At 64.2% G+C, this 14,628-nt stretch carries 13 protein-coding genes and 1 pseudogene; 8 read left to right on the plus strand and 6 right to left on the minus strand.

Translation table 11 applies throughout. The features are described from left to right. Positions 1–81: 81 nt before the first annotated feature. From M8R19_RS19315 to M8R19_RS19325, 3 genes are all read left to right on the plus strand, one after another. Positions 82–1,470, plus strand: coding sequence for an IS4 family transposase (locus tag M8R19_RS19315; protein ID WP_249918630.1), 1,389 nt, complete (start codon positions 82–84; stop codon positions 1,468–1,470). Between the two features lie 129 nt (positions 1,471–1,599). Beyond that, on the plus strand, positions 1,600–1,992 hold the full coding sequence (locus M8R19_RS19320; protein ID WP_249918631.1) for a hypothetical protein: 393 nt from the start codon (positions 1,600–1,602) through the stop codon (positions 1,990–1,992). A gap of 166 nt (positions 1,993–2,158) precedes the next feature. Beyond that, complete coding sequence (locus tag M8R19_RS19325) at positions 2,159–2,569, plus strand: Imm63 family immunity protein (RefSeq protein ID WP_249918632.1); 411 nt, start codon at positions 2,159–2,161, stop codon at positions 2,567–2,569. Positions 2,570–2,717: 148 nt separating this feature from the next. Here M8R19_RS19325 and M8R19_RS19330 read toward each other — a convergent pair whose 3' ends face one another. Together M8R19_RS19330 and M8R19_RS19335 are read right to left on the minus strand one after the other, a co-directional pair. Continuing rightward, complete coding sequence (locus M8R19_RS19330) at positions 2,718–3,170, minus strand: BRO-N domain-containing protein (protein ID WP_249918633.1); 453 nt, start codon at positions 3,168–3,170, stop codon at positions 2,718–2,720. Between the two features lie 350 nt (positions 3,171–3,520). Next, entirely contained in the window at positions 3,521–5,056 is a 1,536-nt protein-coding gene (locus M8R19_RS19335) for a cyclic-di-GMP receptor FimW-related protein (protein ID WP_249918634.1), read from the minus strand. A gap of 577 nt (positions 5,057–5,633) precedes the next feature. On the opposite strand from M8R19_RS19335, the gene M8R19_RS19340 reads away from it, so the two are divergent. Genes M8R19_RS19340 through M8R19_RS19350 form a run of 3 tightly spaced genes read left to right on the plus strand, consistent with a single transcriptional unit; the run spans position 5,634 to position 7,370 of the window. Continuing rightward, positions 5,634–6,311: a CsgG/HfaB family protein gene (locus M8R19_RS19340; RefSeq protein WP_009613369.1), complete on the plus strand. Its 678-nt coding sequence runs from the start codon at positions 5,634–5,636 to the stop codon at positions 6,309–6,311. A 31-nt stretch (positions 6,312–6,342) separates the two neighbouring features. After that, positions 6,343–6,714: a DUF4810 domain-containing protein gene (locus M8R19_RS19345; RefSeq protein ID WP_074985142.1), complete on the plus strand. Its 372-nt coding sequence runs from the start codon at positions 6,343–6,345 to the stop codon at positions 6,712–6,714. Further along, positions 6,714–7,370 carry a DUF799 domain-containing protein gene (locus M8R19_RS19350; protein ID WP_249918635.1) on the plus strand — a complete coding sequence of 219 codons (657 nt, stop codon included), beginning with the start codon at positions 6,714–6,716 and terminating at the stop codon, positions 7,368–7,370. Before M8R19_RS19345 ends, M8R19_RS19350 begins: the two co-directional genes overlap by 1 nt. A gap of 148 nt (positions 7,371–7,518) precedes the next feature. Here the strand turns inward: M8R19_RS19350 and M8R19_RS33475 are convergent, their stop codons facing one another. The 3 genes and pseudogenes from M8R19_RS33475 to M8R19_RS19360 all read right to left on the minus strand — a co-directional run bounded on the left by M8R19_RS33475 (position 7,519) and on the right by M8R19_RS19360 (position 9,858). Continuing rightward, the gene (locus M8R19_RS33475; RefSeq protein WP_370686630.1) at positions 7,519–8,391 is read right to left on the minus strand and encodes a methyl-accepting chemotaxis protein; all 873 of its coding nucleotides are present in this window, start codon (positions 8,389–8,391) and stop codon (positions 7,519–7,521) included. Then, positions 8,374–9,438 (minus strand): annotated as a pseudogene (locus tag M8R19_RS33480) (methyl-accepting chemotaxis protein); the annotation flags it as partial. The pseudogene M8R19_RS33480 and the gene M8R19_RS33475, both read right to left, overlap by 18 nt. Positions 9,439–9,612: 174 nt before the next feature. Then, positions 9,613–9,858 (minus strand): DUF6868 family protein, encoded by a 246-nt coding sequence (locus M8R19_RS19360; RefSeq protein ID WP_116424267.1) that lies wholly within the window; start codon positions 9,856–9,858, stop codon positions 9,613–9,615. A gap of 252 nt (positions 9,859–10,110) precedes the next feature. Here M8R19_RS19360 and M8R19_RS19365 point away from each other — a divergent pair, with 252 nt between their 5' ends. Continuing rightward, complete coding sequence (locus M8R19_RS19365) at positions 10,111–11,412, plus strand: MFS transporter (protein WP_009613359.1); 1,302 nt, start codon at positions 10,111–10,113, stop codon at positions 11,410–11,412. Between the two features lie 69 nt (positions 11,413–11,481). Here M8R19_RS19365 and M8R19_RS33485 read toward each other — a convergent pair whose 3' ends face one another. Beyond that, a complete protein-coding gene (locus M8R19_RS33485) occupies positions 11,482–12,057 on the minus strand; it encodes a phage infection protein (RefSeq protein WP_390895847.1) in 576 nt (191 codons plus the stop codon). Between the two features lie 497 nt (positions 12,058–12,554). Between M8R19_RS33485 and M8R19_RS19375 the strand changes: the two genes are divergently transcribed. After that, positions 12,555–14,627: an AsmA family protein gene (locus M8R19_RS19375; RefSeq protein ID WP_249918637.1), complete on the plus strand. Its 2,073-nt coding sequence runs from the start codon at positions 12,555–12,557 to the stop codon at positions 14,625–14,627. Position 14,628 lies beyond the last annotated feature (1 nt).

The following is a 14,628-nucleotide window of genomic DNA, read 5'->3' on the forward strand; positions in this document are numbered from 1 at the left end:
GCGATTGATTCAGAAAAGAAAGGCTGCTCTTGGTCTACGGTGATAGTTGCGAACACACACCGAGCCCAAGGAGCAGCCCAGATGAATCCTAGGCGCCAAGCCGTCATTCATCAACAGCAGCGCGCCCGTCGGCATACATCGAATACGGACGCTTACGCCTTCTTCAACCTGCTAACCGGCCCTGAATTATTCGAGCATGTCGAGTCGTTGCTGCCGTTTCATCGGGAGCGCTTGTTCCCGCCGACAGAGACGTTGTCCATGTTCATGGCCCAGGCCTTGAGTGCCGACCGTTCCTGCCATAAGGCGGTCAATGAGATGGCCGTCAAACAACTGTTAGCGGGTTTGAAGCCGTGCAGCACGCACACCGGCGGCTACTGCCGTGCTCGTCAGCGGTTGCCGGTGGAGATGGTTTCCACGCTGGTGCGCAACACTGGCAGCCTGATCAGTCACTATTCAGGCAAGACAGGGCAATGGATGGGCAGACCGGTTCGGCTGGTGGATGGCACGACGGTGTCGATGCCGGATACAACGGCTAATCAGGCCGCCTATCCGCAGTCGCGCGGGCAAAAGCCGGGATTGGGCTTTCCGATTTGTCGGCTGGTTGGCATCGTCTGCCTCTCCAGCGGTGCAGTGCTGAATGCAGCATTGGGTCGTTTTCGCGGCAAGGGTGGCGATGAGCAAACCCTGTTGCGGTCGATGCTCGATACGTTGAACGCTGGCGATGTTTTGCTGGGAGATGCCTACTACGCGACCTATTTCCTGCTGTGTGAATTGCAGCGCAGGGGCATCGATGGTGTGTTTGAGCAATATGGCGCGCGTCGGCGCAGTACCGACTTTCGGCGAGGTAAGCGCCTGGGGACGCGCGATCATCTGATCGGTCTGGAAAAGCCCCGGAAACGCCCATCCTGGATGAGCCAGGCTTACTACGAGCAAGTGCCTGACAGGTTGGAGGTTCGGGAGTTGAAAGCGGGCGACAAGATTCTGGTCACGACGCTGCGCCGCACGAGTCAAACGCCCAAGGCTGCCTTGAAAGCGCTGTTCAAAAGCCGCTGGCACGTAGAGTTGGATCTGCGCAATCTCAAAACCACGATGGGGCTCGAAATGCTGAGCTGTAAAGCTCCCGCGATGGCTATCAAGGAACTCTGGATTTACCTGCTGGCACACAACCTGATTCGCCTGATCATGGCGCAATCGGCCTCGATGGCTGACTGCCTACCCCGTGAATTGAGCTTCAAGCACAGCCTCCAGCTATGGCTGGCGTGGCGGCAATTCGACGATGATCCTGACGGAGGTACGACTCTTCGCGGCCTGCTGGTTCTGGTCGCGCAACAGCGTGTCGGCAATCGCTCCGGGCGAGTTGAACCCAGAGCCTTCAAGCGAAGGCCAAAGCCCTACCCATTACTGACCTGCACACGTCAATCTGCTCGGGCAGCGATCAAGAAACACGGTCATCCGAAAAGGGTTAAGTAAGTGCCATTCGGGGCGGATTTATTTTCCTTGCTCTAGAGCTGGCCGGCTGGGCAGGATTAGAGCACGAGGAATAAATCTATCCCTTTTTTAAAAGGTAAGATGGGGGGTTAAGGTTATTAAGGGTGGGTGATGACTATTACAATGTCTTTGGAGTTGGAGAGGGGGGCGAAGCTTGATGATGTGGCCAGGGTGCTCTCTCATATGGGTGAGTGCTTCTCGCATGAGGGAGAGGAGTTATGGGGGGAGTTTAATAAGTCAGGTTCACATTTCGTGTTTAGTTATGCCGATGAGTTTGATGATGTTGTGGCTGAGGGTGTCCAGCTTACATGGAAGGTCGGCGTGAGGGGGGCAATTCATTGTAGGGCAAGCACCCTCGATTATAGTCAGTCTGATATTGAAGGATTTCTAACTAGGCTCTCTGGGGAAACAGAATTTGGATTTATCCTGTCTTTTCAGTATGAGTCAGTGTATGTGGTTCGAGATAAGGGTGGGCTTCGATTTATAAAAAAGATGGTCGAATGAATCCCAGGGGACCGAAAGCGGACAGATTTATTTTTCCTACTCTAAAGCTGGCTGAGTGGGCAGGATTAGGGTGTGAGAAATAAATCTATCCCCTTTTTTGGAGATTTCCAACCTTACTGAGCGAGCCTCTTGGTGAGAGAAGGGTGTTTAAGGATATATAAAAGTTATGTGCTGCTCTATAGAGGATATACAGGTTTGCGTTTATGAGCTTGGCAAAAAGGTCGGAGCTCCAAGATCTCTTCTTTTGGTGAGGGGGAACTCTCCAGAGGATGGAAGTCCTCATGTTGAGATCAACAGCAATGGATTTGAGTATGTATGCTCTGAAAGAGGTTGTGAGATATATAGGAAACATACTGATATCGTGGAAGAGTTGCTGTATTGGATAATGAGTGGTGTAGTGTTTAGGTTGGCCTCTGACTACGAGTTGGCTAATAGAGTTGAAGGTGTGGATTTTCGTAGGTTGTATTTTTCGAAATACATTTCGATTTTTGGTGAGATTAGTGGGGAGTGGAAAGAAAGGGCATCTAATGAGGTTCTAGAGATTTTAGAGTCTACTCCCTACGTGGATGGTCAATAGATGGATGCCTAAAAGTAGGCGGTTTATCTGCTCTGAGGCTGGTGAAATTATTGGGGTTAGAGGGGCGAAAGGAAACAGACTTATTTTCCTATCCTCACAAAATAAGCCCATCCCCTTTTCCCTGAACCAGTAAATAGCCGCTCCCCCCTCACCGCTCCAGCATCAACCTCGGCATCTCCTCCAGCGGCACCCACAGTTCCCCCTGCCAATCCAGCAACATCACCCGGCGTGCCTGCCAGCTCATCAGTACGCGGCGGGGTGTGTGGTCGTCGGGGGTGTGTTGGTCGCGCAGGGTGGGGATGACTTCGCGGCTCAGCCATTGGTCCAGGTGCTGGCTTTCCGGGTGGCCGAAGCGGACCAGGGCCTTGTAGAGGCCGGCTTCGTTGATCATGTCGAGCGGTTCTTCGCTGTCGGTGGCGTAGCGGACGTGGATGCGGCGGGTTTCGTGGGGGCGGAAGCGATGGTGGAAGCGCTGGGGGTAGCCGAAGCCGAGGAGGCGGGCGAGGTCCTGGGCGGTGAACCAGGGTTGGTTGTCGATCATCACGCCGCGCAGGGGGCGGCCGTGGCGAATGAAGGTGGTCGGGGTGTATGCGTCGTGCATTGTCGGACTCCTATTCCATTGAGGAGCCGCCGCCATCCGCTGTCAGTCGAATGGAGGCGGACCGTACGGAGGTGACAGACCGGGAATAGGGACCGGCAGACCCGAAGGTCTCCCCCGCACGATCCGCCATGGAGGATTGCAGCAGAAAACTGCAGGTGTGCGGGAGCCTGCGAAAACGTTCGCCGTTTTCGCCTGCACCTTCTGGCGCATCGCGCCTATTCGTCGGACTGTCAAACCCGGCCACGGGACTGACCGTGGCCGGGGCAGGATAGGCAGGTCGCTGGAGCGGCGGAAGACGGATAATTTCCGAAATTCCCTGTAGGACAGGCCTTGGCGACAAGGCGGCGGATTTATCCCGGGCTGCCAGCCGGCTCTGCCTCCACCTCGATGTCCAGGCGCTGCAATTTCAAGCAGGCCGGTTCCGCTTCGCCGTCCTGCGCCTCGCCGAGCAGGGCGATGTAGCGGCTTTCAGCTTCTTCCACCAGCAGCTTCTTGCCGCTGGCCAGCGGCAGCGTGGGGCAGAGGATGCGTGTCGTGCCGGCGTCGTCCAGCAACAGGGCGTTGCGCGGGGCGCTTTCCTGCAGTTTGCTGCGCAGGGTGATGCGGCAGGCGCGGGGATGTTTCGAGAGCCAGGTGAGGGTGAGCAGGGCTTGGCCGTTGCCTGCCGGGGTGGCCCTGTCGACGCGCGCCAGTTGCCAGGGGGCTTCGGAGCCGGGGCGGATGCCGAGCAGGTCGCCGGCCTTGGGCGGTGGGGGCTCGCCGTTGCTCCAGAGCGCGGATACTCCGTTGGAAAGGGGCGTGACCTGGCTCAGCGCTATGACCGGGGGCCGCTCGGCGGCGCTTTCGTTGGGGGACTCGAATTCAATGGGCTCCAGGTGCGGCACTTCTTCGTCGAGCCCGCCCCGGCCGTCGCTGTGGATTGCCCAGACGTCCTGCGCCTTGGCCTGGAGGGCGAAGTGGCGGGCGTCCAGGGCGGCCTCGTCCTTGCCGGCGCCTAGGTGCTCCAGGAGTACGCCGAAGCCGTGGCAGGCTTCCCAGTCGGCGCCGGGCGGCTGGCCGCGCCAGCTGCGCAGCAGGTGGTCCTTGAGGTCGAACCCCTCTTTGGCGCCGCCGAGGCCCTTGAAGTGCTGCATCACCTTGAGCGCTTCGTCCAGTTGCAGGGCCTGGTGGCCCTCGGTGGCGGGCGTCTTGTCGATGTCGAGGAACGCTTGGTCGCGGTCGCTGGCGACGATCCAGCGGTCCGTGTCGCGGGCATTGTCCAGGCGGGCTGTCGAGGCGAGCGTTTCCAGGGATTCGATCAGCACCTGCAGGGCTTCCCCGGGCATCTGCAGGGGAGCGGAGCTGGCCAGCAGCAACGCGCCGAGGTAGCCGCGGCTGATGCTCTGGCTGCGGGCTTCCGGGATTTCCGGGTCCTTCACGTCGATGTCCTGCAGCGACGCCTGCCGGGCCTTGGCGTAGAGGCGATGGAGCAGGCGCCAGAAACCGGCCGGTGCCTCCTGGCCGTTGAGCAGGGCGCTGAAGTGGATTTCCTGGGCGCTGCGCAGCGTGCGCTGCAAGAGCAGTGCCTTGAGTTGCGCCTCGGCGCATTCGCCCCGGGCCAGGGCCCAGTAGCCCTGGATCAGCCGGCGGTGCAGGGCGGCGATGAGTTGCGCCGCCTTGTCCGCCCGCCGTCGCTCGGTGCTGCCCCGTCGGTCGCCGAGCAATTCGGCGAGGTTGTGCCCCAGGTCGAAGACTTCCGCTCGCGAACGCTCCAGTTGCTTGAGGCGTGTGGCTGGCGGCAAGTGTGCGGAGTCCAGGTCGACCAGGCGGTGGTAGAGGGTTCGTGTCCGGGTTGCCAGGTAGGCAACGTCGGGGCGCCGGGTGGCGTCGTTCGACTGCGTTTTCATCGCGGAAGGCTCTAGGTTGCGGTTCTCCAGAACTTGCCCGGAGACTGCTTGCTTCGCTATGCGATGGGTTTAGGACACATCTGAAAAACGCTGGGGAAAGGGCTTTTTGCATGGACTGTTGCGCGTCGGCGTGCTCGCAAGGGCCAGGAGCCCTGTGCTGGAGCCGCGGTTCCGTCCACTGCGCGAAGAGGATTTCTTGAGGCACTTCTGATTCCACGTAGGTGGCGTGGGTGGTGGCTCAATGGTTGTGTTTTAATGGCGCGGCCAGGTAACAAGATGTTTTCGAAGGATCGACGGGATGCAGTTCATTCCCACAGGCTGGATGCCAGGCCTTGTCTCGCCTCCTCCTGCCGTTCACGCCGGTACGTCCTGTAGCGGCTGCGTTTCCCGTGCTCGAACTTTCCTTCCTCGCATGCCTGCGCGCATGGGTTCCGCCGTGCGCGTCGGGTGCCCGGGCCCATCGTGGTTCCGGTTGCCATGGTGGCTCGATGGCATTGCCTGGCCATTGAGAGGATGGCCGTCGGCATTGGCTGGCGGCCCTGTTTATTGGATTTCCGAGGGGGAATGCAGTGTGAAGATGAAAATGTCCCGGGGCTTGTTGTTGGGCGTGGCGTCCGCCGCCCTGCTGACGGTCGGCGGTTGTGCCACGGAAAGCTCCAGGGCGCTGCCGGTGCAGCAGGTGGAGAGCGTCAACAAGCCGTATTCCGGCGTGCGTTCGCCCATTGCGGTGGGCAAGTTCGATAACCGCTCCAGCTATATGCGGGGCATCTTCTCCGATGGCGTCGACCGCCTTGGCGGCCAGGCCAAGACCATCCTGATCACCCATCTGCAGCAGACCAACCGCTTCAACGTGCTGGACCGCGACAACATGAGCGAGATCCAGCAGGAGGCCGCTATCAAGGGCCAGGCCCAGCAGCTCAAGGGTGCCGACTATGTGGTGACCGGCGATGTCACCGAATTCGGTCGCAAGGAGGTCGGCGACCGCCAGCTGTTCGGCATTCTCGGGCGCGGCAAGACCCAGGTGGCCTATGCCAAGGTCGCGCTGAACATCGTCAACATCAGCACCTCCGAGGTCGTCTATTCCTCGCAGGGGGCGGGCGAGTACGAGCTGTCGAACCGCGAGATCATCGGCTTCGGCGGCACCGCCAGCTATGACTCCACGCTCAACGGCAAGGTCCTCGACCTGGCCATGCGCGAGGCGGTGAACAAGCTGGTGAACGCGGTGGACAGCGGCGCCTGGAACCCGGCCCGATAACCCGAAGGAAAGCAGGGAGTAAGTGATGTTCATGGGTAAGAACTTTGTTTCCAGGGGCTGCCTGGTGGCGCTGGTGTGCGCAGGCGTGGCGTCGCTTGCCGGGTGTTCCTCGCCGAAGACGCTGTACCAGTGGGAAAGCTACCAGTCCCAGGTCCACGACTATTTCACCAGCGAGGCGAAGGAGGCGCAGGCCGAGGCGCTGGAGCGCGACCTGCAGAAGATCGCCGCCACCGACGGCCATGTTCCGCCGGGCTATCACGCGCAACTGGGCCTGTTGTATTCGAGCCTGGGCAAGGACGACCAGATGGTCCAGCAGTTCAATACCGAGAAGGCGCTGTTCCCGGAGTCGTCGGCCTACATGGATTTTCTGCTGAAGAACGCAAGGCAGGGAGGTAGCAAGTGATGTGGAACCCGATCAAGACTTTGCTGGCCCTGTTTGCGCTGGCGCTGCTCGCCGGTTGTGCGCCGCAGAAGACCGTCGACTACTCCGCCTACAAGCAGGCCCGGCCGCGCTCGATCCTGGTGCTGCCGCCGCTGAACGATTCGCCGGACGTGAAGGCGACCTACAGCATGCTCTCGCAGGTGACCTTCCCGCTCGCCGAGGCCGGTTACTACGTGCTGCCGGTGGCGCTGGTGGCCGAGACGTTCCGCCAGAACGGCCTCTCCACCCCGGCGGACATCCATGCGGTGTCCCCGGCGAAGCTGCAGGAAATCTTCGGCGCGGATGCGGCCCTGTACATCACCGTGACGCAGTACGGCACCAGCTACATGGTGCTGAGCAGCGCGACCGTGGTGACCGCCGGGGCCAAGCTGGTGGACCTGAAGTCCGGCACCACGCTGTGGACGGGAAGCGCCACCGCTTCCAGCGAGGAGGGCAGCAGCAACAACGGCGGCCTGCTGGGCATGCTGATCACCGCGGCGGTCAAGCAGATCATCAGCAGCGCCCAGGATGATGCCGGCTACCCCATCGCCGGGGTCACCAGCCAGCGCCTGCTGTCCGCCGGGCAACCGGGTGCGCTGTTGTACGGCCCGCGCTCGCCGAAGTACGGCACCGACTGACCCGTCGAGGCCGGGCGAAGGGATGAGGTTGTCTCTTCTGCCGCCGGCAAGGATGGGCCCGGCGTCCCTGCCATGACCCATCCACCCTCAGCAAGGGCCCGCCCAGCTTTCGCCGGGCGGGCCTGGCGGGGGAATCAGACGATTCTGATCAGACGCGGAAATGGCTCACCAGCGTCTGCAATTGCCCGCCCAGGCGCGCCAGTTCCACGCTGGAGGCGGCGACTTCTTCGCTGGCCGCGGCGGTCTGTTCGGAGACGTCGCGCACGCTGACCACGCTGCGGCTGATTTCCTCGGCCACGGCGCTCTGTTCCTCGGCCGCGGTGGCGATCTGCTGGTTCATCGCCTGGATGTTCGACACGGTGCGGGTGATGCTGCCCAGGGATTCGCCGGCCTGGCGGCTCAGGGCCACGCTGCTGGCGGTCAGTTCGCGGCTGCCGAGCATGACGCTGGAGACCTGGCGGGTGCCGCTCTGCAGGCCGGCGACCAGGGCTTCGATCTCTTCGGTGGACTGCTGGGTGCGCTGGGCCAGGGCGCGGACTTCGTCGGCCACCACGGCGAAGCCGCGGCCGGCTTCCCCGGCGCGGGCAGCTTCGATGGCGGCGTTGAGGGCCAGCAGGTTGGTCTGCTCGGCCACTGATTTGATCACGTCCATGACCTTGCCGATCTTCTCGCTTTCCTGTTCCAGGCGCTGCATGGCGTCGGCGGAGCGTTCCACTTCCTCGGCCAGGCGCTCGATCTGTTCCACGGCCTGGTTCACCACGCGGTCGCCGTCGTGGGCTTCGCGGTCGGCGGCGGACGCGGCCTGGGAGGCCTGCTCGGCATTGCGCGCCACTTCCTGCACGGTGGCGGACATCTCGTGCATGGCGGTGGCCACCTGGTCGGTTTCCACCTTCTGGCTGTTGGCACCGGCGCTGGTCTGCTCGGTGACCGCCGACAGCTCCTCGGCGGCGCTGGCGATCTGCGTCACGCCATCGCGGATGCCGCCGATCAGGTCGCGCAGGCTGTGGCTCATGCGCTGCATGCTCTGTTGCAGGCGGCCGAGTTCGTCGCGACGCTCGACCTGGATGTCGCGGGACAGGTCGCCGGCGGCGATGCGGTCGACCACTTCCATGGTGGCGTGCAGTGGGCGGGTGATCTGCCGGGTGATGACCACCGCGGCCAGGCCGCCCAGCACCAGGGCCAGCAGGGTGAAGAGCACCTGCAGGTTGCGGGCGCGGGCGCTTTCGATGTCGCGGCGGTCCAGTTGCAGTTGGTAGAGAGATTCGCTGAGCTTGACGATGTCCTGGCCCTGGGTGGTCATTTCCTTGCGCGCCTGGACGATGGCGGCCATGTTCGCCCGCAGGGCCTGTACGCCCTCGCGGTAGCCGCGCAGCGCAGCGCCCAGTTGCTGCACGCGGGCCGCCAGGTCGGGGCCGAGGGTGCTTTCCAGCGTCGGTAGGCTGGCGAGGCTTTCGTCCAGGTGGCGGGTGACGCCGTCGCCATCGCGGGACAGGGCGGTGGCCAGGTAGTCGCGCACGTCGTAGCGGGCCTGCAGCAGGTCCTCGCGGGTGCGGCTGATGGCCTGGTAGCGGGCGGCGCGTTCTTCGTCGGCCGGGGCCTTGAGCACGTCTTCCTGCAGTTGCGCGGTCAGCTCGCCGGCGCGGGCGGCCTCGCCTTCCAGGGCGCGGCGGGTGGCGCTGGCGTTCTGGTAGCCGCTGCGCATGGCGGCCAGGGATTTCTCGTAGTCGGCGATGACGCCGCCCAACTGGTCGAGCATGCGCACGTTCTCGGGGCTGACGAAGTAGCCGCGCAGTTTCTGCTGGTGCGCCTTGAATTCGCCCAGGGCGCTCATGACGGCGCCGGCTTCCTGCTCGCCGCCGTCGGCGATCATGTATTGCAGGCGGGTGATGCGCAGCTTGGTGAGGCGGGCGTTGAGCTCGGTGATGTCGCTCATCCAGTTGCTGCGGTCGATCAGCGAGCCCAGGCCGACCCAACTGACCACGGCGAGGATGGCGGTAAACGCCAGGACCACGCCGAAGCCGAGGGCCAACTTGAGGTTCACGCTCAGGTTGGATATCCAGCTATGCATTGACGATCTCCAAAGAAGGTTCGGTGAAGGCAGGCCATTCGGAGATTGTTCTTGTCGAGGCCATGGCAAGGCGCACCGCGCCAGGGAGGTGTTATCGGCAGGGCATGGCGGAACCGTAGGAAAAAGTGAGAAAAATCTGACGCCAGAAACGAGGCGCACCGTTCCGGGGGCGGCTCAGCCCCCGGTTATCCACAACGCCAGCAGCGGCACCAGGTTGAGCAGCAGGATGCCGATCTTGTACACCGCCATGCCGCCGTAGTGCAGGGCGTCGAAGGCTTCCCGGCCCAGGCCGAACCAGTGCCTGTGCAGGCGGTACAGGCCGTCGTGGGCGAGGCTGAAGGCGCCGAACCAGAGCAGCAGCACGGCGTAGTTGAGCAGGGTGCACCAGAGCAGGAATTCCTGCGGGTCTCTGACGTTCATGGCGATCTCCCGGGCGTTTTTTCATTCGAGGGCGTCTATGTCGGACGGTTCCGACACTCGCCGAACGTCGCGGCCAATGGCGGGGCAGCCGGCCGGCGTGGATAATGCGCCGCTGCCATGCCGCGGCTTTGCAGTATGGCCCGCGGCCGGTTCCCGCGCGGTGGTGGTCGCCCCGCTGCGCCCGTGGTTTCCCGGCCCCTCTCCCTGGTCCTCTCGTCCGCCGTGCGCAGCGTCGCCCGGCGAGGTAGCCCCATGTTCAGCCCGCTCGTCACCTTCCCCGCGCTCTACACCGCCACCCTCCTGATGCTGGCCGGTTCCGGCCTGTTCACCACCTACATGGGCCTGCGCCTGACCGCCGAGGGCGCCGGCGACCTGTGGGTCGGCGGCCTGATGGCGGCCTACTATTTCGGCCTGGTCTGCGGCGGCAAGTTCGGCCACAAGCTGATCGCCGGCTTCGGCCACATCCGTTCCTACGTGGCCTGCGCGGGCCTGGCCACGGTGATCGTGCTGCTGCACGCGCTCATCGACACCCTGGCGGTCTGGGTGGCGCTGCGCTTCGTGATGGGCGCGGTGATGATGAACCAGTACATGGTGATCGAGAGCTGGCTCAACGAGCAGGCCGAAGGGCACCAGCGCGGCAAGGTGTTCGCCGGCTACATGGTCGCGGTGGACCTCGGCCTGGTGCTCGGCCAGGGCCTGCTGGCGGCGAGCCCTGCGCTGGACTACAAACCGCTGCTGCTGGTAGCGATCTGTTTCTCCGCCTGCCTGATCCCGCTGGCGCTGACGCGCCGGGTGCACCCGGCCAAGCTGGTGGCGGCGCCGCTGGAGATCGGCTTCTTCTGGAAGCGCGTGCCGCAGTCGCTGGGCACCATCTTCGTCGCCGGCCTGATGGTCGGCGCCTTCTACGGCCTGGCGCCGGTGTACGCCAACCGCAACGGGCTGGACACCTCGCAGTCGAGCCTGTTCGTCGGCATGTGCATCGTCGCCGGCTTCTGCGCGCAGTGGCCGCTGGGCTGGCTGTCGGACCGCGTCAACCGCAGCTGGCTGATCCGCGGCAACGCGCTGCTGCTGTGCGTGGCTGCCGCGCCGATGTGGGGGCTGATCCAGCTGCCCTACTGGGCGCTGCTGGCCAACGGCTTCGTCACCGGCATGCTGCTGTTCACCCTCTACCCGCTGGCGGTGGCCCTGGCCAACGACCACGTCGAGCAGCCGCGGCGCGTGGCGCTCTCGGCCATGCTGCTGACCACCTACGGGGTGGGCGCGTGCATCGGTCCGCTGTTCGCCGGCGCGCTGATGAGCCACTTCGGCCCGGGCATGTTCTACATGCTGGTGTCGGCCTATGCGCTGGTGCTGATCTTCTGGGTGCAGCCGCGGCGCGTCACCGGCATCCACCGCGTCGACGAGGCGCCGCTGCACCACGTGGCCATGCCCGACACCGTCAGCCCCATGGCCGCCACCCTCGACCCGCGGGTGGAAGAGGTGCCGGAAGAGCTGGTGGTGGAGGCCCCGCCGAGCATCGGCCGCTCCGACGGTTCGCCCGACCAGGCGAGCTGATCCGCAGAAATGAGAAAGCCCGGCGAATGCCGGGCTTTTCTTTCACCTTGCGGTGTACTGCGCGTTGCTTCAGACCTGACGGAAGTGGGCGTTGAAGACGGTGTCGCCACCGGATTCGGCAACGCTCATGGCGCCGTGCAGACGGTCGATGGTGTGGCTGCTGCCGTTTTCGGCCACGCGGGCTTCTTCGCTACCCATTTGCTTGTGCAGACGGTCGATGGTGTTGGAGCTGCCGTTCTCGGCGACACGGGCTTCTTCACCACCCATTTGTTTGTGCAGGCGGTCGATGGTGTTGGAGCTGCCGTTCTCGGCTACGCGGGCCTCTTCACCCATCTGCTGGTGCAGGCGGTCGATGGTGCGGCTGCTGCCGTTCTCGGCCACGCGGGCTTCTTCACCCATTTGCTTGTGCAGGCGGTCGATGGTCTGGCTGCTGCCGTTTTCCGAAACACGGACCTGCTCGCTCAGTTGCTTGTGCAGGCGCTCGATGGTCTGGCCGCTGCCGTTCTCGGCGACGCGGGCCTGCATTTGCTGGTGCAGACGGTCGACGCTGTAGGAGGAACCGTTCTCGGCCACTTGCGGGGCGGCGAAGGCGAGGTTGGCGGCGATCAGGGAAAGGGCGAAACCGAAGGTGAGAGTGCGTTTCATGATGTTTGGCTCCTGGAGGAAAGGGGTGTTGTTCTGGACACGGAGCCAGTATCCAATCTGGATTATCGATTTGAAAACGAAGCCGGGTAATGGTCGCTATCGATGGCGATGATGTTTGATTAATTCTTTTAAAAACAATTAGATGATTTTAAATATTGACTTCTATCAATGGCCTCGATGGGCTGTATCGATGCGATTGTTTATATCTATTTATTGGATGTTTTTATCGATGTGGTAGCCCGGGAGCCTTCCCGGAAGCGGCCAAATCGCTCGCTGAACCGCATGCCAGAGCGGTTGTGCCTGTTTCTGGGGGCATGGCGTCGGCTTGCATCGACGCGCGGATGTCGGCGTGCGGTCGGGGTGGCGTGCTACGTTGGGGAAACGTTCGATTTTCCGCCCCGGCGATTTTTCCGGCATTTCGCCGGCGCCCTGCGGTCCAACCCGGTAGAAGAGCCTGCCTGGGCGCACCCAACCGACGCGGCGACAAGGAGTTCTGCATGACGCGCGGCGCAAAAATCTGCCTGTTCAGCCTTGCCGGCCTGCTCACCCTGCTGGTGGCGGCGCTGGCGTTCATCGCCACCTTCGACTGGAACCGCGTGCGGCCGTTGATCAATGACAAGGTCTCCGCCGCCATCGGCCGCCCCTTCGCCATCAACGGCGAGTTGCAGGTGCTCTGGCAGCGCGAGCCGGAGGAGGGCGGCTGGCGCGCCTGGGTGCCCTGGCCGCACTTCGCCGCCAGCGACATCACCCTGGGCAACCCCGACTGGGCGCAGGGCAAGACCCGCGCGGCCGAGTTCGCCAGCCTCAAGCACGTGGAGTTCCGCCTTTCGCCGCTGCCGCTGCTGTGGCACCAGGTGGTGATCCCGCAGGTGCGCCTGACGCAGCCCAGCGCCGACCTGCTGCGCCTGGCCGACGGCCGCGCCAACTGGACCTTCACCCTGCCGGCCAAGGAGGAGGGGCAGCCCGAGGAGCCCACGCCCTGGTCCCTGGCCATCGGCGAGATCGGCTTCGACAAGGGCCGCGTGGGCTTCGACGACCAGACCCTGAAGACGCGCCTGGAAGTGCTGGTGGACAGCCTCGGCAAGCCGGTGCCCTTCGCCCAGTTGGCCGGCAAGGCGCTGGGCGGCGAGCAGGCGGCGGCCACCCAGGACTACGTGTTCGGCTGGAAGGTGCGCGGCACCTACAAGGGCCTGCCGCTGGCCGGCGAGGGCAAGGTGGGCGGCGTGCTGGCCCTGGAAGACGCCAGCCGGCCGTTCCCGCTGCAGGCCGAGGTGAAGGTGGGCGACACCCGCGCCGCGGTGGTCGGCACCCTCACCGATCCGCTGCACTTGGGCGCCCTGGACCTGCGCCTGAAGCTGGCCGGCACCAGCATGGCCAACCTCTACCCGCTGACCGGCGTGACCCTGCCGGACACCCCGGCCTATTCCACCGACGGCCGCCTGCGCGCGCAACTGCACGACCCGGACGGCGCGCGCTTCGAGTACCAGAACTTCAACGGCAAGGTCGGCGAGAGCGACCTGCACGGCAGCCTGACCTTCGTCAACGGCCAGCCGCGGCCGCGGCTCAGCGGCAAGCTGACCTCCGAGCAGTTGCGCATGGCCGACCTCGGCCCGCTGATCGGCGCTGACAGCAACGCGCAGAAGCAGGCGCGCGGCCAGAGTACCCGCCAGCCGGCGGACAAGGTGCTGCCGGTGGAGGAATTCCGCACCGAGCGCTGGCGCGCCATGGACGCCGACGTGGAGTTCGCCGGCAAGCGCATCGTCCACAGCGACAAACTGCCGATCAGCGACCTGCAGACCCACCTGCGCCTGGAGAACGGCCTGCTGCGCCTGGACCCGCTGCGCTTCGGCGTGGCCGGCGGCAGCCTGATCGCGCAGATCCGCCTGGACGGCGGCAAGGCGCCGATGCAGAGCCGGGTGCAGCTGCAGGCCCGCGGCTTCAAGCTGAAGCAGCTGTTCCCCAGCTTCGCGCCCATGCAGACCAGCTTCGGCGAACTCAACGGCGACGCCGCCCTGGCCGGCACCGGCAACTCGGTGGCGGCCATCCTCGGCGGCGCCAACGGCGAGCTCAAGCTGCTGATCAACGACGGGCGGATCAGCAAGGGGCTGATGGAGATCGCCGGGCTGAACGTCGGCAACTACCTGGTGGCCAAGCTGTTCGGCGACGACGACGTGAAGATCAACTGCGCGGCGGCCGACGTCGGCATCGCCAAGGGCCTGGCCCAGCCGCGGATCTTCGCCTTCGATACCGAGAACGCCATCATCAACGTCGAGGGCACCAGCAACCTCGCCACCGAGCAGCTGGACCTGGACATCATCCCCCACAGCAAGGGCGTGCGGCTGTTCTCGCTGCGCTCGCCGCTGTACGTGCAGGGCACCTTTAAGAACCCGAAGGCCGGGGTGCACGCCGGCCCGCTGATCGCCCGCGGCGCCGGCATGGTCGCCCTGGGCGTGGCGGCGGGGCCGGCGGCCGGGCTGCTGGCGCTGATCGCGCCGAGCAAGAGCGAGGACAACCAGTGCGCCGCCCTGCTGGCGCAGATGAAGCAGCCGGCCCGGGCGCCGAAGCGCTGAG

Origin of the sequence: Pseudomonas sp. R3.Fl (assembly GCF_023516765.1) — a bacterium.
Lineage (GTDB): Bacteria > Pseudomonadota > Gammaproteobacteria > Pseudomonadales > Pseudomonadaceae > Pseudomonas > Pseudomonas citronellolis.

Excerpts from the sequence above, each read along its gene's own strand:
- M8R19_RS19315 (WP_249918630.1), top strand. The coding sequence starts at position 82 with ATGAATCCTAGGCGCCAAGCCGTCATTCATCAACAGCAGCGCGCCCGT.
- M8R19_RS19320 (WP_249918631.1), top strand. The coding sequence starts at position 1,600 with ATGACTATTACAATGTCTTTGGAGTTGGAGAGGGGGGCGAAGCTTGAT.
- M8R19_RS19325 (WP_249918632.1), top strand. The coding sequence starts at position 2,159 with ATGTGCTGCTCTATAGAGGATATACAGGTTTGCGTTTATGAGCTTGGC.
- M8R19_RS19330 (WP_249918633.1), bottom strand. The coding sequence starts at position 3,170 with ATGCACGACGCATACACCCCGACCACCTTCATTCGCCACGGCCGCCCC.
- M8R19_RS19335 (WP_249918634.1), bottom strand. The coding sequence starts at position 5,056 with ATGAAAACGCAGTCGAACGACGCCACCCGGCGCCCCGACGTTGCCTAC.
- M8R19_RS19340 (WP_009613369.1), top strand. The coding sequence starts at position 5,634 with ATGAAAATGTCCCGGGGCTTGTTGTTGGGCGTGGCGTCCGCCGCCCTG.
- M8R19_RS19345 (WP_074985142.1), top strand. The coding sequence starts at position 6,343 with ATGGGTAAGAACTTTGTTTCCAGGGGCTGCCTGGTGGCGCTGGTGTGC.
- M8R19_RS19350 (WP_249918635.1), top strand. The coding sequence starts at position 6,714 with ATGTGGAACCCGATCAAGACTTTGCTGGCCCTGTTTGCGCTGGCGCTG.
- M8R19_RS33475 (WP_370686630.1), bottom strand. The coding sequence starts at position 8,391 with ATGCAGCGCATGAGCCACAGCCTGCGCGACCTGATCGGCGGCATCCGC.
- M8R19_RS19360 (WP_116424267.1), bottom strand. The coding sequence starts at position 9,858 with ATGAACGTCAGAGACCCGCAGGAATTCCTGCTCTGGTGCACCCTGCTC.
- M8R19_RS19365 (WP_009613359.1), top strand. The coding sequence starts at position 10,111 with ATGTTCAGCCCGCTCGTCACCTTCCCCGCGCTCTACACCGCCACCCTC.
- M8R19_RS33485 (WP_390895847.1), bottom strand. The coding sequence starts at position 12,057 with ATGAAACGCACTCTCACCTTCGGTTTCGCCCTTTCCCTGATCGCCGCC.
- M8R19_RS19375 (WP_249918637.1), top strand. The coding sequence starts at position 12,555 with ATGACGCGCGGCGCAAAAATCTGCCTGTTCAGCCTTGCCGGCCTGCTC.